26 protein-coding genes are annotated in these 23,160 nt (G+C 63.2%); 18 read left to right on the top strand and 8 right to left on the bottom strand.

Annotation, left to right across the window (positions count from 1 at the left end; translation table 11 throughout):
* The 16 genes from ABT24_RS04005 to nagZ all read left to right on the top strand — a co-directional run.
* Positions 1 to 99, top strand: a 99-nt coding sequence (locus ABT24_RS04005; RefSeq protein WP_502689009.1) for an acyl carrier protein, incomplete at its 5' end; no start/stop codon positions are given.
* A gap of 135 nt (positions 100 to 234) precedes the next feature.
* Positions 235 to 1,470, top strand: a complete 1,236-nt coding sequence (gene fabF, locus ABT24_RS04000) for a beta-ketoacyl-ACP synthase II (RefSeq protein ID WP_276726847.1) — start codon at positions 235 to 237, stop codon at positions 1,468 to 1,470.
* A 60-nt stretch (positions 1,471 to 1,530) separates the two neighbouring features.
* A complete protein-coding gene (locus ABT24_RS03995; protein WP_013106673.1) occupies positions 1,531 to 1,953 on the top strand; it encodes a hypothetical protein in 423 nt (140 codons plus the stop codon).
* Between the two features lie 6 nt (positions 1,954 to 1,959).
* A complete protein-coding gene (gene rpoE / locus ABT24_RS03990; RefSeq protein WP_286737357.1) occupies positions 1,960 to 2,565 on the top strand; it encodes an RNA polymerase sigma factor RpoE in 606 nt (201 codons plus the stop codon).
* Positions 2,566 to 2,596: 31 nt separating this feature from the next.
* A complete protein-coding gene (locus ABT24_RS03985) occupies positions 2,597 to 3,406 on the top strand; it encodes a sigma-E factor negative regulatory protein (protein WP_276726849.1) in 810 nt (269 codons plus the stop codon).
* Positions 3,407 to 3,474: 68 nt separating this feature from the next.
* Positions 3,475 to 4,506 (top strand): MucB/RseB C-terminal domain-containing protein, encoded by a 1,032-nt coding sequence (locus ABT24_RS03980; RefSeq protein WP_276726851.1) that lies wholly within the window; start codon positions 3,475 to 3,477, stop codon positions 4,504 to 4,506.
* 134 nt (positions 4,507 to 4,640) lie between these two features.
* Positions 4,641 to 6,107, top strand: a complete 1,467-nt coding sequence (locus ABT24_RS03975) for a DegQ family serine endoprotease (protein ID WP_276726853.1) — start codon at positions 4,641 to 4,643, stop codon at positions 6,105 to 6,107.
* A 195-nt stretch (positions 6,108 to 6,302) separates the two neighbouring features.
* Positions 6,303 to 8,111: a translation elongation factor 4 gene (gene lepA, locus ABT24_RS03970; RefSeq protein WP_013106668.1), complete on the top strand. Its 1,809-nt coding sequence runs from the start codon at positions 6,303 to 6,305 to the stop codon at positions 8,109 to 8,111.
* A gap of 23 nt (positions 8,112 to 8,134) precedes the next feature.
* Positions 8,135 to 9,061, top strand: a complete 927-nt coding sequence (gene lepB, locus ABT24_RS03965) for a signal peptidase I (RefSeq protein WP_286737355.1) — start codon at positions 8,135 to 8,137, stop codon at positions 9,059 to 9,061.
* A gap of 33 nt (positions 9,062 to 9,094) precedes the next feature.
* On the top strand, positions 9,095 to 9,445 hold the full coding sequence (locus tag ABT24_RS03960) for a DUF4845 domain-containing protein (RefSeq protein WP_013106666.1): 351 nt from the start codon (positions 9,095 to 9,097) through the stop codon (positions 9,443 to 9,445).
* Positions 9,446 to 9,452: 7 nt separating this feature from the next.
* Positions 9,453 to 10,283, top strand: coding sequence for a ribonuclease III (gene rnc / locus ABT24_RS03955; RefSeq protein ID WP_276726858.1), 831 nt, complete (start codon positions 9,453 to 9,455; stop codon positions 10,281 to 10,283).
* Complete coding sequence (gene era, locus ABT24_RS03950) at positions 10,280 to 11,185, top strand: GTPase Era (protein WP_276726860.1); 906 nt, start codon at positions 10,280 to 10,282, stop codon at positions 11,183 to 11,185. The genes rnc and era overlap by 4 nt, the downstream gene beginning before the upstream one ends.
* Complete coding sequence (gene recO, locus ABT24_RS03945; protein WP_013106663.1) at positions 11,175 to 11,975, top strand: DNA repair protein RecO; 801 nt, start codon at positions 11,175 to 11,177, stop codon at positions 11,973 to 11,975. Before era ends, recO begins: the two co-directional genes overlap by 11 nt.
* Positions 11,976 to 11,980: 5 nt before the next feature.
* Positions 11,981 to 12,745, top strand: coding sequence for a pyridoxine 5'-phosphate synthase (locus ABT24_RS03940; RefSeq protein WP_276726863.1), 765 nt, complete (start codon positions 11,981 to 11,983; stop codon positions 12,743 to 12,745).
* On the top strand, positions 12,742 to 13,143 hold the full coding sequence (gene acpS / locus ABT24_RS03935) for a holo-ACP synthase (RefSeq protein ID WP_276726865.1): 402 nt from the start codon (positions 12,742 to 12,744) through the stop codon (positions 13,141 to 13,143). The genes ABT24_RS03940 and acpS overlap by 4 nt, the downstream gene beginning before the upstream one ends.
* Positions 13,144 to 13,153: 10 nt before the next feature.
* Entirely contained in the window at positions 13,154 to 14,239 is a 1,086-nt protein-coding gene (gene nagZ, locus ABT24_RS03930; protein ID WP_276726867.1) for a beta-N-acetylhexosaminidase, read from the top strand.
* A 3-nt stretch (positions 14,240 to 14,242) separates the two neighbouring features.
* Here nagZ and ABT24_RS03925 read toward each other — a convergent pair whose 3' ends face one another.
* The 7 genes from ABT24_RS03925 to ABT24_RS03895 all read right to left on the bottom strand — a co-directional run bounded on the left by ABT24_RS03925 (position 14,243) and on the right by ABT24_RS03895 (position 20,052).
* Positions 14,243 to 15,418, bottom strand: a complete 1,176-nt coding sequence (locus ABT24_RS03925) for a zinc-ribbon and DUF3426 domain-containing protein (protein WP_286737354.1) — start codon at positions 15,416 to 15,418, stop codon at positions 14,243 to 14,245.
* Positions 15,381 to 16,277 carry a 50S ribosomal protein L11 methyltransferase gene (gene prmA / locus ABT24_RS03920; RefSeq protein ID WP_276727150.1) on the bottom strand — a complete coding sequence of 299 codons (897 nt, stop codon included), beginning with the start codon at positions 16,275 to 16,277 and terminating at the stop codon, positions 15,381 to 15,383. Before prmA ends, ABT24_RS03925 begins: the two co-directional genes overlap by 38 nt.
* Positions 16,278 to 16,298: 21 nt before the next feature.
* Positions 16,299 to 17,651 (bottom strand): acetyl-CoA carboxylase biotin carboxylase subunit, encoded by a 1,353-nt coding sequence (accC, locus tag ABT24_RS03915; RefSeq protein ID WP_276726871.1) that lies wholly within the window; start codon positions 17,649 to 17,651, stop codon positions 16,299 to 16,301.
* Between the two features lie 161 nt (positions 17,652 to 17,812).
* Positions 17,813 to 18,292, bottom strand: a complete 480-nt coding sequence (accB, locus tag ABT24_RS03910; protein ID WP_276726874.1) for an acetyl-CoA carboxylase biotin carboxyl carrier protein — start codon at positions 18,290 to 18,292, stop codon at positions 17,813 to 17,815.
* Positions 18,293 to 18,332: 40 nt separating this feature from the next.
* Positions 18,333 to 18,782, bottom strand: coding sequence for a type II 3-dehydroquinate dehydratase (aroQ, locus tag ABT24_RS03905; RefSeq protein WP_276726876.1), 450 nt, complete (start codon positions 18,780 to 18,782; stop codon positions 18,333 to 18,335).
* A gap of 60 nt (positions 18,783 to 18,842) precedes the next feature.
* On the bottom strand, positions 18,843 to 19,376 hold the full coding sequence (locus tag ABT24_RS03900) for a TlpA disulfide reductase family protein (protein WP_013123901.1): 534 nt from the start codon (positions 19,374 to 19,376) through the stop codon (positions 18,843 to 18,845).
* A 55-nt stretch (positions 19,377 to 19,431) separates the two neighbouring features.
* A complete protein-coding gene (locus tag ABT24_RS03895; RefSeq protein WP_013123900.1) occupies positions 19,432 to 20,052 on the bottom strand; it encodes a hypothetical protein in 621 nt (206 codons plus the stop codon).
* A gap of 130 nt (positions 20,053 to 20,182) precedes the next feature.
* On the opposite strand from ABT24_RS03895, the gene ABT24_RS03890 reads away from it, so the two are divergent.
* Together ABT24_RS03890 and ABT24_RS03885 are read left to right on the top strand one after the other, a co-directional pair.
* Positions 20,183 to 22,027, top strand: coding sequence for an ATP-binding cassette domain-containing protein (locus ABT24_RS03890; RefSeq protein ID WP_423837791.1), 1,845 nt, complete (start codon positions 20,183 to 20,185; stop codon positions 22,025 to 22,027).
* Between the two features lie 21 nt (positions 22,028 to 22,048).
* Positions 22,049 to 22,507 (top strand): PGDYG domain-containing protein, encoded by a 459-nt coding sequence (locus ABT24_RS03885; protein WP_276726882.1) that lies wholly within the window; start codon positions 22,049 to 22,051, stop codon positions 22,505 to 22,507.
* Between the two features lie 98 nt (positions 22,508 to 22,605).
* Here the strand turns inward: ABT24_RS03885 and ABT24_RS03880 are convergent, their stop codons facing one another.
* The gene (locus ABT24_RS03880; protein WP_276726884.1) at positions 22,606 to 22,986 is read right to left on the bottom strand and encodes a hypothetical protein; all 381 of its coding nucleotides are present in this window, start codon (positions 22,984 to 22,986) and stop codon (positions 22,606 to 22,608) included.
* Positions 22,987 to 23,160: the final 174 nt, after the last annotated feature.

Raw genomic sequence — 23,160 nt, 5'->3', positions numbered from 1 at the left:
GAAGACGAATTCCACATCGAGATTCCTGACGAAGACGCGGAGAAGATCACCACCGTGCAATTGGCGGTTGACTACGCCAAGGCGCACTACAAGGCCTGATGACGGGTTCAATTGCAGCGCCGATTTGTTTGATCGGCCATGCACCTTGAGCGACCTTGTTTTGAATCCATCTTGTTCTGACTCACTAATGCTCGCGTCCATGCTTCTGCGCTGGCGCGGCTTACCTGATTTCACATGACTCTTCGCCGACGAATTGCGATTACTGGCCTTGGCGCGGTTTCCCCGCTGGGCAACACGCTGGATGACAACTGGGCAAGCCTGCTCGCTGGCAAATCGGGCATCGGACGCATCACCAAGTTCGATGCCTCGGCCTATTCCGTGCAAATCGCAGGCGAAGTCCGTGATTTCGATGTGACGCAGTACATCGCCGCCAAGGAAGCGCGGCATATGGATACCTTCATCCACTACGGCATCGCCGCGTCGATGCAGGCGGTGCGTGACAGCGGCATCGACCAGGCCGGGCTCGATCCCGAACGGGTCGGCGTGCTGGTGGGTTCGGGTATCGGCGGTCTGCCACTGATCGAAAACACCTACAAGGAACTGCTCGATCGCGGCCCACGCCGCGTCACGCCGTTCTTCGTGCCGGCGTCGATCATCAATATGGTCTCCGGGCATGTGTCTATCGAATATGGTTTTCAGGGCCCCAACCTCTCCGTCGTCACGGCCTGCACCACGGGTCTGCACGCCATCGGTCTGGCCGCGCGCCTCATCGAGTCCGGTGATGCTGACGTCATGGTTGCAGGCGGCGCAGAGGCCACGGTATCGCCCTTGGGTATCGGTGGTTTTGCATCAGCGCGCGCCTTGTCCACTCGCAATGACGATCCGACCAGCGCGAGTCGCCCGTGGGACAAAGACCGCGATGGTTTCGTGCTCGGGGAAGGCGCGGGCGTGATGGTGCTGGAAGACTACGACCTTGCAGTCAAGCGCGGCGCCAGAATTTACGCCGAGCTCGTCGGTTTCGGCATGAGCGGTGACGCCGGGCATATCACGGCGCCCAACACCGACGGCCCCCGCCGCAGCATGTTGCTGGCGCTGAAAAACGCCGACGTGGCCGCCGATCAGGTGCAAATGGTTAACGCCCATGGCACCTCCACCCCGCTGGGGGACAAGAACGAGTCCGATGCCATCAAGCTCGCTTTTGGCGACCATGCCTACAAGCTGGTGGTTAATTCCACCAAGTCGATGACTGGCCACCTGCTCGGTGGCGCCGGAGGGGTCGAGTCGGTCTATACCGTGTTGTCATTGCATCACCAGGTCTGCCCGCCCACCATCAATCTGCAGACGCCCGATCCGGAATGCGATCTGGACTACTGCGCCAACACCGCGCGCGACATGCGCATCGACTACGCGCTGAAAAACAATTTCGGCTTTGGCGGCACCAACGGGTCGCTGCTGTTCAAGCGCGTCTGAGGGACAATTTAGCTGTCCTTTGCATTTCCCCTTTGCATTCCCCCCTCTGAACAGAGCAGCATGAAGACCCTTGCACCCCTGCAGATCCGGGTCGAACATTTCGGCCGTTGGCATCTGCTGCTCGGGCTGTTCAGTGCGGCGTCCCTGCTCGCCGCCGGGTGGACGGTCTGGGTCTGGCGCGATACCGATTCGCTCAGCCTGATGGCGGCTTTTGCAGCCGCCATATTCCTGGCCATTCTGTCAGCGCAGTACCCCTACTGGACCATCCGCCCGTTCACGCTGTTTCACGGTGAGCGCGGCTGGAAGCTGCAGCGCGGCGACGGTCTGGAAGATGTGCTTCAGGTGCGAGGCATGGTGCTGCCGGGGCTGCTGCTGGTACTGGGCCTGACGGCTAAAGGGCGCGTGGTTCTGCCCGTGCCCAGCGATATCCAACCCGGCATTTTTCGCGAACTGCGACTGCGCTTGGGTGCACTGCCGCACTGAGTTCTGGTGGAGCAAGACACCCAGAGTGATGCCGTGCTGGTCCAGCAGGTCCAGGTGGGGCAGCAGAAGGCCTTCGATCTGCTCGTGGCCAAATACCAGCGCCGCATTTATCGTTTGGTGCTGCGCTTCATTCGCGATCCGGCCCTGGCGGAAGACGTGGCGCAAGAGACTTTTTTGCGCGCTTACCGGGCCATCGGGCAGTTTCGCGGCGAAAGTCAATTCTATACCTGGCTCTATCGCATCGCGGTCAATACGGCCAAAAAAGCCATTTCCGACGATATTCGCGATCCGACGGTGTCCGAAGGTGATGCGTTGGGCCATGATGAAGAAACTTTTAGCCCGACCGAGCTACTAACCAACCACGAAACGCCAGAATCCATTCTGGTTTCGAAAGAAATCGTGCAAACGGTGAATGCCGCGATGGAGTCTTTGCCAGAAGATTTGCGCATGGCGATCACTTTGCGCGAGATTGAAGGTTTGAGTTACGAAGATATTGCCGAAGCCATGCAATGCCCGATCGGCACGGTGCGTTCGCGAATTTTTCGTGCCCGCGAGGCGATCGCAGAGCGTCTGCGGCCGGTGATCGAGCACAAGGGTGGCAAGCGTTGGTGAGCCTACGGTTGAGCTTTGTTGGAGACAGGAAATGAGTCAAGACATGTCGCGCGAGCAACTCTCCGCCTTGATGGATGCGGAAGGGGAGTACCGTGGGCAATCCGCGCGGACGGAGGCTACGGCAGCTTTTATCCGCCATGTGGCTTCGGACGAGGCCGCGCGACGAGACTGGCTGATTTACGCGCAGATCGGCGATGTGCTGCGTTCTGCCGATCTCACGCCCATGCCCGGCGAGGCTGACTTTTTGCAGCGCGTCAGCGCGGCCATTGCGCGCGAACCCATCGTGCTGCAGCCGCAGGCCGTGACGCAAACGGCTGCGGCGGTTGATCGATCTTCGGCATCGGCACATCGCTCTGCCGCGCATCGCCGCCCGCACTGGAGCACGCGCATGGCCGCTGGCATGGCGGCTGTGGCCGGGGTGGCGGTGATGGCCTGGGTGGCGCTGCCAGGATTGCAGAACGCCGATTCGTCAGGTGCGGCGCCGACGGTGGCGTCAGTCGGAGTTCTGGGTTCGAAGGGGCAGATACCTGTAGCCGATACCCAGATTGCTGCGCCTCTCAACCCAGTGGCCCGGGCGGGTTTGATCCAGGCCGATCTGTCGGCGCAGAGTCCGCAGCGGGGCGAGGGCGGTCAAGGGGCCACCCAGCTCGTTCCTGTGTCGGAGCAAATGCCCATGGTCGAATACCTCCTGGCGCATCAGCAGATGGCTGGGGGCATGATGCCCGCCGTGCCGGCCACGCTGCAATGGGTTCGAAATCGGCCTGTCGAGCCCAGCGTCCCTGAGCCTGGTCTCCCTGAGCGGGGCCTCCATCAGACCGCGCCCGCAGCGCAATCGCACTGATGGCGGGCTTGCAGGTATTCAGCGCGCGTCGCTGGCGTCGGGCAATCTGGCTGGGGAGCCTTGTCGGATTGTCGGGTGCACTTTGGGCCGCGCCCGCCCTCGCCTGGGCCGCGCCCGCACTCGCCGCGCAGGAGGGCCAAGCGCCAGCCGCGGCGGACCCCTTGGCCGCGGCGCAATCAGCGGATGCGCCTGCGCAGCGCAAGGGTCTGGAGCAATGGTTGCAGACCGTCAGCGCGGCCGCCCGGTCGCTGAATTACAGCGGCGTGTTCATCACCCAGCGCGGCGATGAGATCAGCACCTCCAGCCTAGTGCACTATGTTTTGCCGCAGGGGCATTTCGAGCGCATCGAGACGCTCGATGGGCAGCGCCGCATCATGGTTTCGCTCAATGATGAGGTTCGCACGAGTTGGCCCGACTATCGCCTCACGCTGATCGACAATCAGGCTGGGCAGGCCAGCTTTCCCCGTTTGCTCAAAACCACCGATGGCGAGGTCGACCGCAATTACCGCCTGGAGCGGGGCGGGCTGCAGCGTTGCGCGGGTTTCGAGTGCCGCGTCTCCACCTTGTTGCCGCGCGACGAATTGCGCTGGGGATACCGGCTGTGGTCGCTGCGCGATTCGCAGCTGCTGGTCAAGGCGCAAACGCTGGACGCGGCGGGCCATGTGATCAATCAGGTGGCATTCACCGAACTCAAGGTCAATGTGGCGCCGCGCCAGTCTTTGGTGCGCGACAGTCTGCATCAACCCCCAGGGTATGCGGTGGAGCAGATGAAGGTCGTGCCGGTGAGTCTGCAGTCGCAGGGATGGGCGCTGTCTTCCCAGGTGCCGGGCTTCAAGACGGTCGGGGTATTTCGCCGCAGTATGTCGGTGGGCAGCAAACCCTCTGAGGTATTGCAGTGGCTGCTCAGTGATGGCCTGGCTTCGGTATCCATTTTTGTGCAGTCCGCTGCCGATCTGAGCGAGCCGGTCGCGCCTGAACAGCGCGTCGGCGGCACGCTGGCGCTGTCTCGGCGCATCGGCGACTCCTGGCTGACGGTGATGGGCGCCGTGCCTGAGCGCACGCTGCGTCGCATCAGCGAGGCCATCGTTCGCGTGCAATAAGCGGCTTGAGGGTTCTGCGCCTGGCCGCAGCGCGGTTGCGACGTTTTCCGTATGCTGCCCGCGAGCGGATGAAATGATGGAATCAATTGCAGTGCCATGCCTGATCTCAGGCGCGATGTATCAGGGAGAAATCGGTGAAAAAAGTTTTGTTGAGCTGTTTGAGTGCGGGCCTGCTGGCCTTTTCGGGTATCGCGGTTCCTGCGCAGGCGACCGGTTCGGTGCCGCAGCAGTCTTGCGTGGCCTGCGGCCTGCCGGATTTCACCGGGCTGGTGGAGAAGGCCGGTCCGTCCGTGGTGAATATCCGCACCTACAAAAAGGTGCCCGTGGGCAGCGGCGATCAGATGGACGAGCAGACCCGCGAGCTGCTTCGGCGGTTTTTTGGGGTGCCCATTCCCGCGCCCGATAGCCCGAAGGGGGGCAAGAACGGCCCGCAGAATGAAGAGGAAGAGCGTCCCACGGGTGTGGGCTCGGGCTTCATCGTGAGCCCGGACGGCTACATCATGACCAATGCCCATGTCGTGGACGGGGCGGACGAGATCATGGTCACGTTGACCGACAAACGCGAGTTCAAGGCCAAGCTCATCGGCGCCGACAAACGCACCGACGTGGCGCTGGTGAAGATCGATGCCAAGCAAGCGCTGCCTGCCGTGCACATCGGCGATTCCTCCAAAGTCAAGGTGGGTGAGTGGGTGGTGGCCATCGGCTCGCCGTTCGGGCTCGAGAACACGGTGACGGCGGGCATCGTCAGCGCCAAGGGGCGCGATACCGGCGACTACACCCCGTTCATTCAGACCGACGTAGCGGTCAATCCGGGCAACTCCGGCGGCCCGCTGATCGATATGCGCGGCAACGTCATCGGCATCAATTCGCAGATCTACAGCCGCACCGGCGGCTTCATGGGCATCTCATTTGCCATCCCCATCGATGAAGCCATGCGCGTGGTCGAGCAGCTCAAGAAGCAGGGCTATGTGGTGCGCGGCAAGATCGGGGTGCAGATCGACAGCGTGAGCCGCGATCTGGCCGAGTCGCTCGGACTGGGGCAGGCGCGGGGTGCTTTGGTGCGCGTGGTCGAGAAGGACGGCGCGGCGGACAAGGCCGGTGTGCAGGTGGGCGACATTGTCACCAGCTTCAACGGCAAACCGGTGGAGCGGGCCAACGATCTGCCGCGTCTGGTGGGCGAAACCAAGCCTGACTCCACCGTGCCCATGCAGGTGCTGCGTATGGGCAAGACCCTGACGCTCAACGTCAAGGTGGGCGAATGGGTGATGGACAAGAAGCCCGGCGCCAAGCCGGTAGAAGAGCAAAAGCCCGAAGCCGTGAGCAAGGCCAACGCGTTGGGGGTGAAAGTCATCGATCTCAATGATGCCCAAAAGCGTCAGCTCGGCGTGAGCAGCGGCGTGCTGGTCGAGGCTGTGCGTGAGAGCGCGGCACGCGACGGACTGCGTGTGGGGGATGTGGTGCTGGCGGTGGGCAACACCGCAGTCAGCAGTGCCGCCCAGTTCAATGCCATCAGCGCGCAACTGCCCGTCGGCAAGCAGGTGGCGGTGCTGGTGCGGCGCGGCGAATCGGGTCTGTATGTCCTGATCCGGCCGCAGAACTGAGGCGATCAACAGGGCGGAACGCGGCATCAGGCCGGGTTTCGCCCCCGGGTTAGAATGACCGCCCAACAAGCATCAGCAGTTGCCAAATCGATTTGTTGGAAGGCGCGTCACGCTTGTCGCGCCTTTTTTCTTGTTCATCCCCGTGTTTCCGTCTGATCCGCAGGGCGCGAAGCGGTCGCCCCAGTGGACTATTGCATGAATCATATTCGTAATTTTTCAATTATTGCCCATATTGATCACGGCAAATCTACGCTTGCTGATCGCATTATTCAGCGGTGTGGGGGCTTGTCCGACCGGGAAATGGAAGCGCAGGTGCTCGATTCGATGGACATCGAGCGCGAGCGCGGCATCACCATCAAGGCGCAGACCGCGGCGCTGCAATACGTCGCGCGGGACGGGAAAACCTACAACCTCAATTTGATCGATACGCCGGGGCATGTCGACTTCAGTTATGAAGTCAGCCGTTCGCTCTCGGCCTGCGAAGGCGCGCTCTTGGTGGTCGATGCCAGTCAGGGGGTCGAAGCGCAGACCGTGGCGAATTGCTATACCGCGCTCGACCTGGGTGTGGAAGTGGTGCCGGTGCTCAACAAAATGGATCTGCCGCAAGCCGACCCCGAGCAGGCCAAGGCAGAAATCGAGGAAGTCATCGGCATCGATGCGGCCGATGCCATTGCCTGCAGCGCCAAGACCGGCATGGGCATCGACGACGTTCTCGAGGCCGTGATTACGCGCATGCCACCGCCCAAGGGCGTGGTGGACGCGCCGCTGCGCGCCATGATCATCGACTCGTGGTTCGATACCTACGTCGGTGTGGTCATGCTGGTGCGGGTGGTCGATGGCAGCCTGAAAAAGGGCGAGCGTTTCAAGATGATGGCCACGCACGCGGTCTACAACGCCGAACAACTCGGGGTGTTCACGCCGAAATCGGTGTCGCGCGAGGCCTTGAACACGGGCGAGGTCGGCTTCATCATCGCGGGCATCAAGGAGTTGCAGGCCGCCAAGGTCGGCGACACCATTACCCTCGAAAAAAAGCTGCCCAACAATCTCGGTCCGGCAACCGAGGCGCTGCCCGGCTTCAAGGAAATCCAGCCGCAGGTGTTCGCCGGTCTCTACCCCACCGAGGCGAGCGAATACGACCAACTGCGCGACGCGCTGGAAAAGCTCAAGCTCAACGATGCCGCCCTGCGTTACGAGCCCGAAGTGAGCCAGGCGCTGGGTTTCGGCTTTCGCTGCGGCTTTCTGGGCCTGCTGCACATGGAGATCGTGCAGGAGCGACTGGAGCGCGAGTTCGACCAAGATCTCATCACCACCGCACCCTCGGTGGTCTATCAGGTCATGCTGGCCAATGGCGAGGTGATCGAGGTCGAAAATCCGTCGAAAATGCCCGATCAGGGGCGCATTGCCGAAATCCGCGAGCCCATCGTCACGGTGCATCTGTACATGCCGCAAGATTATGTGGGCCCGGTGATGACCCTGGCCAACCAGAAGCGGGGCATGCAGCTCAATATGGCCTATCACGGTCGCCAGGTGATGCTGACCTACGACATGCCACTGGCCGAGATCGTGCTCGACTTTTTCGACAAGCTCAAAAGCGTGTCGCGGGGCTATGCCTCGATGGACTATGAGTTCAAGGAGTACCGCGCCGCCGATGTGGTGAAGGTCGATATGCTGATCAACGGCGACCGGGTGGACGCGCTGTCCATCATCGTGCACCGCTCTCAGAGCCAGTACCGCGGCCGTCAGGTGGCGGCCAAGATGCGCGAGATCATTCCGCGCCAGATGTACGACGTCGCCATCCAGGCGGCCATCGGGGCCAACATTATCGCGCGTGAGACAATCAAGGCCCTGCGCAAGAACGTGCTGGCCAAGTGCTACGGGGGGGACATTTCCCGCAAACGCAAACTGCTGGAAAAGCAGAAGGCGGGTAAAAAACGCATGAAGCAGATCGGCTCGGTCGAAGTGCCACAAGAAGCCTTTCTCGCGATTCTGCAAGTCGAAGACTGATCCACTCCCCAAGAATATCCCGTATGGAAACTGCGCCCAGCGTTAACTTCACCCTATTGCTGTTCATTCTTCTGGTCATCACCGGCGTGTTCTGGTTTGCCGAGCGCTGGTATTTCGCGCCGCAACGCAGGCGCGCGGCGAAGTCGGCCGTGGCGCAGTTGGAAGAGCGTCGCAGTGCTCTGCAAAAACAGGGTCTGGCCGCAGACGGCGCCGTGGCCAGCGATGCCGACATCGAAGCGGCGCGCGAACGGGTGCAGCGTCAGCCCTGGTGGCTGGAATGGACCGCCGGGCTGTTCCCGGTCATTTTGGTGGTGTTTTTGCTGCGCTCCTTTGTGGCCGAACCCTTCAAGATTCCTTCGGGCTCCATGGAGCCGACGCTGGTGCCGGGCGACCTCATTCTGGTGAACAAATTCGAGTACGGTCTGCGCCTGCCGCTGCTCGATACCCGCCTCACTCCGGGCGCGCTGCCCCAGCGCGGCGATGTGATCGTGTTCCGTTTGCCCAAAGATCCGAAAATCGATTACATCAAGCGCATCGTCGGGCTGCCGGGCGATACAGTGTCGTACGAAAACAAGCACCTGGTGATCAACGGCAAGCCGGTGCAGGAAACGCCCTTGCCCGATTATTTCGACCCGAACACCATGACGTACTACAAGCAGTACATGGAAAAGCTCGGCACGCACGATCACCGCATCATGATCAATCCGATGGCGCCGCCCTATGTCATCGGCGGGCCTGAAAGTTTTCCGCACCGCGATATGTGTCACTACAACGCCGAAGGCTTTGTCTGCAAGGTGCCGGCCGGCAACTATTTCGTCATGGGCGACAACCGCGACAACTCGCTGGATTCACGTTATTGGGGTTTTGTGCCCGAGCGCAATATCATCGGCAAAGCCTTTGTGGTGTGGATGAATTTCAGCGCACCGAAAAACATTGGGCTGATTCATTGATCGTCATTGCCGGATGGAGAAATCGGGGCCAATATGAAGCAGCATGACAAGCAGCGTGGCATCACCCTGATCGGGTTGATTTTCTGGGGCGCCATCCTCGCGTTCATCGTGGTCATTGGCGCGCAGGCGGTACCCACCGCCACGGAATATTTCGCCATTCAGAAGGCGGTCGATCAGGCGGCCAAGGCCGGGCCGACCGTGGCCGATATTCGTTCGGCCTATTCCAAAATGGCCGATGTCGATTACATCTCCTCCGTCACGGCGCAGGATCTCGACATCACCAAGGTGAATGACAAAGTGGTGATCTCCTTTGCCTACAACAAGGAAATTCACATTGCCGGGCCGGTGTACTTGCTGATCAAGTACGCCGGCCATTCCCACTGATTCCCGGGTGAGCACGGCACTAGAAACGCGGCTGGGCTACGTCTTCCGCGATCGCAAACTGTTCGAGCGGGCGCTCACGCATCGCAGCTTTGGCGCGGATCACAACGAGCGCCTGGAATTCCTGGGTGATTCGGTGCTCAACCTCTCGGCCGCCGCTTGGCTCTACCACCAGGCAGCGCGGCAAGACGAGGGGCAACTCTCCCGTCTGCGCGCGGCGCTGGTGCGTGCCGAGGCGCTGGCGGAAGTGGCCCGCGCGATCGACCTGGGGCGGTTTCTCAGGCTGGGTGAGGGCGAACTGCAGAGCGGGGGCGCCCAGCGTGAATCTATTTTGGCGGATACGGTAGAGGCGCTACTTGGCGCGATCTACCTCGAAGCCGGTTTCGACACGGCGCAAGAGGTGATGCGCCGCTTGTTCGCCCCGCTCATGGATACGCTGGACGCCGACGTCGTCCGCAAGGATGCGAAAACGCAATTGCAGGAGTTTCTGCAAGGCCAGCGTCTGCCTTTACCCAGCTATGCCGTGCTCGACGTGCGCGGCGCGGCGCACCAGCAGCAATTCAAGGTGGAGTGCGCCGTCGAGGCACTCGGACTGAGAGTGGAGGGCGAGGGCGACAGCCGCCGCCGCGCCGAACAAGACGCCGCCACGCGCATGATCGAGCGCATTGGCCGAGGCGGCACAAAGCCCGTGCGCCGTGGTAACCGGCCTGTGTTGGTGGATGAGCGCGGTGAAGTCGTTCAGCCCAGCCACGCGCCCGATGCGGCGCAGCCTGCGCTGGCGCACAATCTGCAGCGTCGCTCGCCGGTGCGACGACCGCCTAAAACTCTCAAATCGCCATGACCTCATCGCCCCCGGATTCGCCGCGTCGCTTCGGCACTGTGGCCATTGTCGGCCGTCCCAATGTGGGCAAATCCACCCTGCTCAATGCGCTGGTGGGCGCCAAGGTGAGCATCACCTCGCACAAGGCGCAGACCACGCGGCACCGCATCCTCGGGGTGACCACACGCGGAGCTTCGCAGTTCGCGTTTGTCGATACGCCAGGCTTCCAGACTCAGCACATGCACGCCCTCAACCGGGCGATGAACCGCACCGTCACCGGCGCTTTGAGCGAGGTCGATCTGGTGCTCTGGGTACTTGAGGCGGGCAAGATTCTGCCGCAAGATCGCACGGTGCTTGAAGTTTTGCCCGACGACCGGCCGGTGATCGCCGTGGTCAACAAACTTGACCGCATCACTCCGCGCGAAAAGCTGCTGCCCTGGCTGGCCGAACTGGGGCAGCTGCGCAAGTTTGCCGAGATCGTGCCGATGTCGGCGCAAAAACAAGCCGATGCCCCCCGGCTGCTGTCCATCATGGAGCCCTATCTGCATGAAGGTGAGTGGGGCTATGAAGAAGACGCCCTCACCGACCGCAGCGAGCGCTTCCTGGCGGCGGAGATTCTGCGGGAGAAGTTGTTCCGCCTGACCGGCGACGAATTGCCCTACACCAGCACCGTGGTCATCGAGCAGTTCGCCCAGGAAGGCGATCTGCGCCGCATTTCCGCGGCCATCATCGTCGATCGGGACGGACACAAGGCCATGGTGATCGGCGCGGGGGGCGAGCGCCTCAAGCGCATCTCCACCGAAGCGCGGCAGGACATGCAGGTCTTGTTCGACGGCCCGGTTTTTCTGGAGGTCTGGGTCAAGACCCGTTCGGGCTGGGCCGACGACCAGGCCGCCGTGCGTGCCTTCGGCTATGAGGACTGAGCTGAGCGTCGAACCGGCTGCCGTGCGCCCCGTGCCGCGCGCTCCCAGGCGCGGCGTCTCGGTGGAGCGCGTGCAGGAAGAGCCCATCTACGTCCTGCACAGTTACCCGTGGAAGGAAACCAGCCTGCTGCTCGACGTGTTCAGTCGCCGCCATGGTCGCTTGGCGCTGGTGGCCAAGGGCGCCAAGCGGCCGACTTCCGCGCTGCGCGCCGTGCTGCTGGGTTTTCAGCCCTGCCACGCCAGTTGGAGCGGCCGCGGCGAGGTGCGCACCCTGACCCGGGCCGAGTGGGCGGGTGGGCTGGCGCCGCTGTCGGGCCTGCCCCTGCTTTGCGGTTTTTATTTCAACGAACTGCTCGTGCGTCTGCTGGCTCGCGAAGACGCTCACGAAGGTCTGTTCGACGCCTATCACGCCGGCATTGCCGCGCTGGCGCAACGCCCCCATGCGACGGCGGGCGAGCTGGAGCCGGTGCTGCGCAGCTTTGAGTTTTCGCTGTTGCGCGAACTGGGTTTTTTGCCCGACCTGCACCTCGAAGGGGCGACCTCCGAGCCGGTGCTGCCCGATGCGTTTTACCGGGTCGACCCGGATCATGGCGTGTCGGCCTGCTCCGCTTCCGATGCCCTGGCGGTGCGCGGCGAGGTGTTGCTGGCGCTGCGCGAAGGCCCGCCGGCAGAAGGCGATGTTGCACTGGCGCGGGCCGCGAAGACGCTGATGCGCAGCCTGCTTCACTATCATCTTTCGGGACAGATGCTGCGCACCCGCCAGCTGCTTATTGATCTCCACAAGTTATGAACCCAATGGCTTGCCCCTCCGATGCTGCGCCGCTGCTCGGGGTGAATATCGACCATGTCGCCACGCTGCGCAACGCGCGCGGTGGCAGTTTTCCCGATCCCGTGCTGGCGGCGCAGCAGGCGGTCGAAGCCGGGGCGGACATCATCACCTTCCACCTGCGCGAAGACCGTCGCCACATCCGCGATGCCGATGTCGAGCGGCTCAAAGCCACCCTTTCGGCGCCGCTGAATTTCGAGTCTGCGCTCGCCCCGGAGATGCTCGACATCATCTGCCGAGTACGTCCGCAGATGGTCTGCCTGGTGCCCGAGCGTCGGCAGGAAGTGACTACCGAGGGCGGGCTGGATGTGGCGGGGCAGTTCGACCGCGTGCGCGAGGCCTGCGCCCGTCTGGCCGATTTCGGCTGCCGCGTTTCCCTGTTCATCGAGCCCAGCATCCGGCAAATCGAGGCCAGCGCCCAGGCTGGTGCGCCCTGCATCGAGCTGCACACCGGCGCTTACGCCAACGCTTTCGATGCCGCAGACGAAGCCACGCGGCAACGCGAATTCGATCGCATCGTCGCGGGCCTGAAGCTGGGGCGCAGCCTGGGCCTGCAGACCAACGCGGGCCACGGCCTGAGTCTGCAGAGCACGCCGGCCATTGCCGCACTGCCTGAAGTGAGCGAGCTGCACATCGGCCATGCGCTCATCGGTCATGCGGTGTTCGTCGGGCTGAAGCAATCGGTGCGTGACTTTCAGGCGGTGATCGCGCGCGCGGTGGCAACGCATTCATGATCTACGGCATCGGCACCGATGTCTGCTCCATTGCGCGCATGGGCGCCGCGGTGCAGCGTAACGGCGACCGTTTCGCGCAACGGGTGCTCGGCGAAGGCGAGCTGGCCGAGTATGAGCGCCGCATGGCCAAGGTGCGCCAGCGTGGCATCAACTACCTGGCCACGCGGTTTGCCGCCAAGGAAGCGTTCTCCAAATCCATCGGCCTGGGCATTCATAGCCCCATGCGCTGGCGCGATTGCGAGATTCTCAAACTCCCGAGTGGGCAGCCGATCATCGTGCTGCATGACGCGCTCAAAGACTGGTGCGAGGCCCGTTCGCTGCGGTTTCTGGTCTCGGTGTCCGATGAGGCCGATACCGCGCTGGCCATGGTTGTAGCCGAAGTGACTCGGCCTGACTGAGGCGAAAGACATGCAACTGCTGATGCACTCCCCGTTGATTCTCGATGTGGCCGGGCTGCAACTCGGCGCCGCCGATCGCAAGCGCCTACGGAATCCTCTGGTGGGCGGGGTGGTGCTGTTTGCGCGCAACTGGGAGAGCCGCGGGCAGCTCTTGTCGCTGTGCGCGCAGATCAAGGCGGTACGCCCTGATCTGCTGATCGCGGTCGATCACGAGGGCGGGCGGGTACAGCGCTTTCGCACCGATGGCTTCACGGCACTTCCGGCCATGCGCGAGCTTGGGGCGCATTGGATGGCTGATGCCCCAGGCGCCATGCGGCGCGCGGCGGCGTGCGGTTTCGTGCTGGCTTCGGAGCTGCGGGCTTGCGGGGTGGATTTCAGCTTCACGCCCGTGCTCGATCTCGACTGGGGCGGCTCCAGCGTAATCGGTGATCGCGCGTTTCACGCCGATGCGCGGGTGGTGACGGTGCTGGCGCAAAGCCTGATGCTGGGTTTGGCGCGTGCTGGGATGGCGCATTGCGCCAAGCACTTCCCCGGCCACGGCTATGTGCGTGCCGACACGCATCTGGCCGTGGCGCACGACGCGCGCACCCTCGACGCCATTCTGAGCGCCGATGCCGCGCCTTATCGATGGCTGGCGCCCGGGTTGCGCGCGGTCATGCCGGCGCATGTGATCTACCCCGAGGTGGATGCGCTGCCCGCAGGGTTCAGCTCCGTCTGGCTGCGGGACGTGCTGCGCGAGCGCATCGGTTTTACCGGCGCGATACTCAGCGACGACCTCGGCATGGCCGCGGCGCGGGCCGAGGGCCAAAGTCTCAGCCAGGCCGCACTGCAGGGTTTGCAGGCCGGATGCGACGCCGTGCTGGTGTGCAACCAGAGCGTGGTCGATAACGGCCGACCGCTCGATGTGCTGCTGCGCGAGCTTGATCAGGCACTGGAGCGCGGGCAGTGGACGCCCGATGTCCGCAGCGCCCAGCGCCGCTTCGATCTGCTGCCCACCCAGCCTCCCTTGCAATGGGACGAGCTCATGGTGAGCGACAGCTACCGGGCCGCGCTCGACGACGTTTTCAACCTGCCAAGCCCGGCGGGCCAAAAATAGCCGTCAGGGGTAGAACAACACCAGCTTGTAACCGGCCGGGGCGGCGCCTTTGACCTCGAGGTGCAGCAGCAATTGCACCTGCTGGCCGGCGGCCAGGCCCTCTGTCAGGGTGCGATGGGTGGCCTGCGCTTCGGGGAGGTATTGCGCGGCTTGCACCACTTTGCGTTGCAAAATCATGTCCTGCGCATTGGTCAGGGTCAGCTCCAGCGCAGGCCAGGCCACGGCGCGGTCGGATCGGTTGCGCAGCAACACGCTGAGTTGCAAGCCGCTGTCGGCCGGGCTGAGCGCGGACGAGTCGATGACCAAGGCATCGAGGTTGCGCGGAGCGGCCAGTTCGCAGCCGCTGGTCATCTGGCAGAGCTGTTGCAGCCAAGGGCGGCTCATCGGGTATAGCTGCGCCAGGGTGTCGCGCCAAGTCAGCGCGGCCTGAGCGGCGAGTGCCAGAAGCAGCAGCAGGCTGATGAAGGCCAGCGCCGCGCGGGCAGGCGTGCTGCTCCAGAAGGCCTGGCGGCGGGCTTTGCGGATAAATTCGGGCTCCGCTTCCACCGGTTTTGCGGCGAGCGCGGGCGCGTTTTGTCGGACGTCCTCGCTCTCGAATTGATAGTTGAGCGCGTCGTTCAGGTTGAACTCGGACAGCGGTGCGGCGTCGGGGTCGAGCGCGGCTTGGGAGGCCGAGATCTCGTTCGCCACAAGATCATCCTCGGGTAGCAGGTCGGCGGGCCATTCTGCGGGTGCCAACGCTTCGTCAGGCTCGACCTCTTCGCCGCTCACCGGCTCCGGCTTCTGTTCGGCCGGAGCCCGGGGCGCCAGATCGTAGGCCTGAACCGTCAGCGGCAGAAAACCTTGATAAGTCGGCTGATCGAGTGGAATGTTGCTCCAGCGCAGGCCCGCCGTCACGGGCACGGTGCTTGCCTGCGGCTCGGGCGGTACTTCGGGCGGCAGTGATGGTTCTGCTGTGGCCAGGGGCTCGGCGGGGACGGGCGGCGGCGCCGGGGTGAGATCGATCAGGTGATCGAGGGCGTTGAACGGTTCGCCGCAATGGCCGCAGCGCACCCAGCCTTCGCGCAGCAAGAGCTGGTCGCGCACCACCTTGAAGGCGGTCTGGCAGTGGGGGCAGCGGGTGGCCTGTGCCATGCGCTGTTCAGGGGTGGGCGCGGCCCGCGAGGCAGACCCAGCCATCGAGCGTCTTGTCGATCTGCAGCGCGCAATAGGGCGCGTAGGCGGCGATGAGTTCTTCGGCCTGCCGGTCGAGTATGCCGCTGAGCACGAGCCAGCCGCCGGGCTTCACATGCGCGGCAATCGCGGGCGCCAGCAGTTTGAGCGGCGCAGACAGGATATTGGCGACGACGATGTCGAATCGCGCTTCAGCCACCTTGTCGGGCAGGCCGGCCTGCACGGTGACGTCATTGGCCGCAGCGTTGGCTTCGGTGGCCAGCACCGCGTCGGGATCGATGTCCACGCCGACCACGGGGCCGGCGCCGAACTTGGCCGCGGCAATGGCCAGAATGCCCGAACCGCAACCGTAATCGAGCACGCTGAGTTGGCTTGGCGATTGACGCGCCAGCCACTCCAGACAAAGCCGCGTGGTGGGGTGGGTGCCGGTGCCGAAGGCCAGCCCAGGGTCGAGACGGATGATGGGCGCCGCAACCTCGGGCGGCTCATGCCAGCTCGGCACGATCCACAGCGCGTCGGCTATCGATACCGGCTGGAACTGAGACTGCGTCAGCCGTACCCAGTCCTGATCTTCCACCGTGGACTGTTGCACCTCTTGCAGATCGGGCAGGATGTCTTCGGCCAGCAGGGCGGCCAGCGCAGCGTCGGCCTGGGCCTCGTCGGCGAACAGCACGCGAAGCAGCGATTGTGCCCAGGCGCCCTTGGGCGGCGGCATGCCCGGCTCGCCGTACAAGGCTTGCTCCTGTGCGGTGTCGCCGAAACGGTCTTCGACGCTCACGCTCAAAGCGCCGAGCTCCATCAGCGCATCGGAGAGGAGATCGGCCTGCTCTTCGCTGACAGGGAGGGTGACTTCGCGGTAGGTCATGGCGGATTTGTTCAAACCCTATCAGGCGGTATGCCGCGCGGCGAGGTATTCCTCGAGGTAGTGAATGCTGGTGCCGCCTTCGATGAAGCGCGCATCCACCATGAGTTCGCGGTGCAGCGGGATATTGGTCTGGATGCCGTCCACCACCATTTCCGACAGGGCAATACGCATGCGCGCAATCGCCTGCTCGCGCGTGGCGCCATGCACGATGATCTTGCCGATCATCGAGTCATAGTTGGGCGGCACGAAGTAGTTGGCATAGGCGTGCGAATCGACCCGCACGCCCGGGCCGCCCGGGGTGTGCCACATGGTGATTCGGCCGGGCGACGGGGTGAACTTGTAGGGGTCTTCGGCGTTGATGCGGCACTCGATGGCATGGCCGTTGAGCTGCACGCCGCGCTGGCGCACGGTCAGCTTCTCGCCCGCGGCAATGCGGATCTGCTCGACCACGATGTCGATGCCGGTGATGAGTTCGGTGACGGGGTGCTCGACCTGCACGCGGGTGTTCATCTCGATGAAGTAGAACTCGCCGTTTTCATACAGAAACTCGAAGGTGCCCGCTCCGCGGTAGCCGATTTTTTTGCAGGCATCCGCGCAGCGGGCGCCGATACGCTCGATCAACCGCCGCGGAATGCCGGGGGCCGGCGCTTCTTCGAGAACTTTCTGGTGGCGGCGCTGCATCGAGCAATCGCGCTCGCCCAGCCACAGCGCGTTGCCGTGGGTGTCGGCCAGCACCTGGATTTCAATATGCCGCGGCTGGAGCAAAAACTTCTCCATATAGACCGCCGGGTTGCCGAACGCCGCCCCCGCTTCGCTGCGCGTCATGGTCACGGCGTTGAGCAGCGCGGCTTCGGTGTGCACCACGCGCATGCCGCGGCCGCCGCCGCCGCCTGCGGCCTTGATGATGACGGGATAGCCGATCGAGCGAGCGATGCGGGTGATCTCACGCGGATCGTCGGGCAGCGCCCCCTCCGAGCCCGGCACGCAGGGCACGCCAGAGCGGATCATGGCCTGCTTGGCGCTGACCTTGTCGCCCATCAGCCGGATGGAATCGGGACGCGGGCCGATGAAGGCGAAGCCGGATTTCTCCACCCGCTCAGCGAAATCCGCGTTCTCCGACAGAAAGCCGTAACCGGGGTGAATCGCCTCGGCATCCGTCACTTCGGCAGCGGAAATGATGGCCGGCATATGCAGATAGCTCTGCGCCGAGGGCGCCGGGCCTATGCATACGGCCTCGTCGGCCAGCCGTACATACTTCGCTTCACGATCCGCTTCTGAATAGACCACCACGGTCTGGATGCCGAGTTCGCGGCAGGCACGCTGCACCCGGAGGGCGATTTCGCCACGGTTGGCGATAAGGATTTTTTTGAACATGCGCGTTGTCCGTTCAATGACAGGGAAGGGCGGAAGCGCCCGTTGAGCGCAGGAGCCGTGGTCAGGAGCGGGCGCTCATGTGTGCCTCGGTACTGCCTGGGTTTGCTCCCCTGGGGGAGTCAAGAAACCGGAAGCGGCTCTGCGCTCTCCTGAAAAAGCCATTACTCGATCACGAACAACGGCTGGCCGAATTCGACGGCCTGGCCGTTTTCGCCCAGCACGGCCTTGATCACGCCGTCTTTGTCGCATTCGATTTCGTTGAGAATTTTCATCGCCTCGATGATGCACAGCGTCTGGCCGACCTTGACCGTGTCGCCCACCTCAACGAACGGCGCCGCCCCCGGAGAAGAAGAGCGGTAGAACGTGCCGACCATCGGCGACTTCAGCACATGCCCTTGCGCCTCCGGGGCGGGGGCTGGTTCGGCGGCGGATACCTGAGCATGAGCGGGCATGGCCTGGGGCGCGGCATATTGCATCGGAGCCTGAGATGCCAACTGAGCGGGCATCTGCGCGTATTGAATGATGGGCTGCGGCTGCGCCTTGACGATTCTGACCGTGCCTTCGGCTTCCGTGATCTCCAGCTCGGAGACGTTGGAATCGGAGACCAGGTCGATCAAAGTCTTGAGTTTGCGTAAATCCATGATCTGTCGTTAAGTCGCTGATAAGTGTCGCATTAGACCATCAATTTTTACGATTCCCAAGATCGACTACGGCATGGCGCATGGCCAGTGTGTAGCCGTGAGCACCACAACCGCTGATGACGGCGGTGGCCAGATCGGAAAAGTAGGAGTGATGGCGGAACGGTTCGCGGCGGTACACATTGCTCAGATGCACTTCGATGAAGGGCAGATCGGTGGCCGCGATGGCGTCACGCAGGGCAACGCTGGTGTGGGTATAGGCCGCAGGGTTGATGATGATGTAGCGCGTGCCGTCCAGGCGAGCTGCATGTAACCGATCAATCAGGTCGCCTTCGTGATTGCTCTGGAAAGTCTGCACCTCCACCCCCAGTTCGGCGGCAAGGGTTTGCAGCGACTGATTGATATCGTCCAGCGTGGTCGCGCCATAGATATGTGGTTCACGCTGCCCCAGCAGGTTGAGATTGGGGCCGTGGAGAACAAGGATGCGGGTCATGGAAGGGCGATTGAACAGGGTGGGATGAACGATGGTTGAACGCAACTCTGATGCGCGGGCTCAATGACCGGAGGGTACCGCTTCTTTCAGTTCGTCGAGAGAGGTTTTTCCCAGCTTTTGAAACACCACGTCGCCCTTGCCATCGAGCACCACGGTGAATGGCAGGCCCCCCTGCTTATTGCCCAGGCTGGTGCTCAGGGCGATGCCATTCATGCCGCCCAGCAGAATGGGGTAGCTCACCGGATGCTCTTTCAGGAAATTGCGCACCGCAGTGGGGTTGTCGAGCGCAATGCCGACCATCTCGATGCCTTTGTCTTTGTTCTGCTGATAAAACTTCGAAAAGTCGGGCATTTCTGCGATGCAAGGCGGGCACCAGCTCGCCCAGAAATTGATCACCAGCGGTTTTCCGCGGTATTGCGACAGATCGATGGATTTTCCCTGCAGATCGTCGAGTTTGTCAGCGAAAAAAGACTTGACCGCATTGTTTTCAACCGCAATGGGCACGCTGCGTTCACGCTGAAACCAGGCATTGCCGAGCACCGCAGCGATGAGGAGGATGATGGCGGCAGAAATCCAGATATTGACTTTGTTCATGGGGTTGTGGTGTAGCAATCAGACTGCTCGCATTGTGCATGGCCGGGGAAAAGCTTCAGAGTCTCGGGTTTTCCCCATCGCTGGCGGGGGCGCTCAGGAGTTGCCTGAGCGCACGCAGCGTGCCTCTGGGCGTGCGCCCTTGCGCATCAGGCAGCAGGGCGCCGCGCACGTCTTTTTCCGGGTAAAGGCTCAGATGGGCAAGCACGGCTTGACGGTCATGCGGGGGCCAGTGCAGGGTGAGTTGTTCGACACGGCCGCGCCCGGCGTAGTGCGGGGCTTCGCCGACCTGAAAAGCGATGCCGTGGTCGATGCAGTGAATTTCCACGCCCTTGCTGTCGTCGGTGAACAGCAGCACATGCAGATCGGTGTGTTCGTTGGCGGTGCCGTGCCAGACAGCCCCGGCCAGATGCGGATTGAACGCCGCAAACGCTTCCATCAGCGTCAGCGCGGCGCGGCGCAACTGCAGCAATTGCGCGGGTTGGGTGTCAGCATGAAACAGGGCGAGTTCTTCGCGTACCTGCTGCTCGATTTCATCGTTGCTGGGCAGCAGATCGTGCGCCACGCGTTCGCCCAGCAGGCGCTTGGCGGCCTTGCGCTTGGCCGTGCCGTAGTCCAGACCGTCTTCGACGATCAGCCGCGCGGCCAGCACGGCGAGTTCAGCGCGCAGGGAGTCCATCAGAGTATGGTAGCGGCGACCGACTGGCACAATGAGCGTCTTTCTTCAACAAACGCTACGCATGGCCGTCCTCTCCGTTTCAGATTTGTCGCTCGCTTTCGGCCATGTGGCCCTGCTCGATCATGCCGCCATGGCGCTGGAGGTGGGCGAGCGGGTGGGCCTGATCGGTCGCAACGGCACCGGAAAGTCATCTCTGCTGCGTATTCTGGCCGGGCTGGAGCCGCCCGACGATGGCCTGGTGCAGGTGCAGCAGGGTCTGCGCCGGGTGTATGTGCCACAGGAGGCGGACTTTTCTGCCCAGGCCAGTGTGTTCGATGTGGTGAGCGAAGGCGTGGCCGAAGCCCGCGCCCTGCGCGACCGTTTCGAGCAGCACGCGCCCGAAGACGACCTCGACGCCCTGCAGACCCGCATTGAACTGCTCGACGGCTGGAACTGGGAGACGCGCGTCGATCAAACACTGCAGCGCCTGCAACTCGACGGCACGACGCTCGTGGGTAGTCTGTCCGGCGGGATGCAAAAGCGCGTGGCGCTGGCGCAGGCGCTGGTGGCGGCGCCCGACGTGCTGCTGCTCGACGAGCCGACCAATCACCTCGATCTCGATGCCATCGCCTGGCTGGAAGAACTGCTCACCGGCTTTCGCGGCAGCCTGATTCTCATCACCCACGACCGGGCGTTTCTCGACGATGTGGCGACCCGCATTGTCGAACTCGATCGCGGCACGTTGCGCAGTTATCCCGGCAATTTCGCCGCTTATGAGGCGCGTAAGGAGCAGGAACTGGCCGATGAGTCGGTGATGAACGCCCGCGCCGACAAGCTTCTGGCGCAGGAAGAGGTGTGGATACGCAAGGGCGTAGAAGCGCGGCGGACCCGCAGCGTGAGCCGCATCAACCGCCTGGAAGCGCTGCGCAGCCAACGCGCGGCGCGGCGCGATTCGCTCGGGCGCGTCAAACTTGAGGTGGATGGCGGTCAGTCCAGTGGCAAGATCGTGGCCGAGCTGCAAGGCGTCAACAAGGCCTATGGCGAGCGGGTACTGGTGCGCGATTTCTCCGCCACGATTCTGCGTGGCGACAAGGTCGGCCTCATTGGGCCCAACGGCGCGGGCAAAACCACGCTGCTCAAGCTCATTCTGGGCGAGATCGAACCCGATAGCGGCACCGTGCGGCAGGGAACGCGCTTGCAGATCGCCTATTTCGATCAGATGCGCGCCGTGCTCAACCTTGACGCCACCCTGGCCGACACCATCAGCCCTGGCAGCGAATGGGTTGAGGTGGCCGGGCAGCGCAAGCATGTGATGAGTTATCTGGGCGATTTTTTGTTCTCGCCCGCGCGGGCCAACTCGCCGGTCAAGTCGCTTTCAGGGGGGGAGCGCAACCGTTTGCTGCTGGCTAGGTTGTTCGCCCGCCCGGCCAATGTGCTGGTGCTCGACGAGCCGACCAACGACCTCGACATCGACACCCTCGAACTGCTGGAGCAGTTGCTGCAAGACTTTCCCGGTACCGTGTTTCTGGTCAGCCACGACCGTCGCTTTCTCGACAATGTGGTCACCAGCACGATAGTGAGCGAGGCCACGCCGGAAGACCCTGGCCGTTGGCGCGAATACGAAGGCGGCGTCTCCGACTGGCTCACCCAATCGCAGCGTGCCCGCGCCTTGCAGGCGCAGCTGAATAAATCGGCCGCAGGCGGGGCGGACAAACGCGGCGCGGCGCCTACCAAATCGGCTCATGCACAGCCGCCCATTCCCCCCGCACCGGCCAAGCGCAAGCTGAGCTACAAGGAACAGCGCGAGCTGCAGGAACTGCCCGGCCGCATAGCCGCCCTGGAGGCAGAGCAGAAATCGCTTTCCGATCAACTGGCCGACCCGGCGAGTTATACCTCTGCCACGATGCGTATCAGCGAGATGCAGGAACGTTACGCGCAGATCGACGAAGAACTGCTCCACGCCCTGGAACGCTGGGAAGTGCTCGATGGCAAGTGAGAGATGGTGAACAAATCAGCCATGACCGAAAACGATCCCAGCGCGCCGTTGTTGCAAAACGTCGATTTGCGCACCGACCCGCTGGCAGCCACCTACATCAAGCGAGAAACCGTGCAGGTGCAATTCGCCGTCGATTCCGGTGAATTGACCAGCCGCGAAGGCCCCAATCGTTACGCAGCGGGCGATGCCATCATCACCGGCGCCACCGGCGACCGCTGGAGCGTGTCGCGCGCCCGTTTCGAGGCGCGCTACCAAGCCCTCGCGCCGACGTCCATGGGACAGAATGGCGCTTACATCAACCAGCCTATTCCCGTTCTGGCGCGGCAGATGCCCACACCGTTTCGCATGGCCCGCAGCGCTGGCGGCGATCTGCTGCGCGGCAGCCCCGGCGACTGGCTGCTGCAATACGCGCCAGGCGATTACGGCGTGGTTGAGCAGGGACGGTTTGCGCAGGTTTACCGGAAAGTCGCGCCTCCTTGAGCGCCCCCAAGGCTGGGCTGTGCCCAGCCCCCCCCCCGTGGGGGTCAAGGAAACTTGGGGCGGCCCGGCGTTTCCTTGAGAAGGCCGACTGAGCTGAATCAGGGTTTCGCTGCGCCGCCCGGCCCCATGCCGCCGCCCGGCCCCATGCCGCCGCCGCCAGGACCCATGGCGCCACCTGAGCCCATCCCTTGATGCATGCCTTGCGCCGGGGGTGCATCAGGCAGCTTGACGCCGCGCTCCTTCGCACGTTCCTGCATCAGCTTGTGATGTTCTGCCCGGATCTGTTCCCGCTGCTCTGTGGTTTTCGCCTCGCGCATTTTGAGTCGGTATTCACGACGCTCCTTCTGCGTCATCAATTGGCTACCGTAGATGGTTTCCTGCTTTTGGGTTTGAGCGTAGGCAGAAGTTGCGGTCAGCCCTCCACCTGCGAGCAGGATGCTGAGAGACAAGGCAGTCAAAAATGGCTTGGTGGCAATCATGGCACTCTCCTGAAAAAGTTTTGAGTCAAGGTTGACTCGCAGTCAGGCTAGGCGTTTGCGAAACACGGGGATTGATGCGCGTCAATAATTTGGGCGCGCAACTTCAGGGCCGATCAAGCGATTGCGCGAGCACGGAGCGCCGCCGCTGCGTTCGTTTTCGGTACCCAGCGCGGC

Source organism: Thiomonas sp. SCN 64-16 (assembly GCF_001725585.1).
Lineage (GTDB): Bacteria > Pseudomonadota > Gammaproteobacteria > Burkholderiales > Burkholderiaceae_C > Thiomonas > Thiomonas arsenitoxydans.
This window is presented reverse-complemented; position numbering and strand designations above follow the sequence as displayed.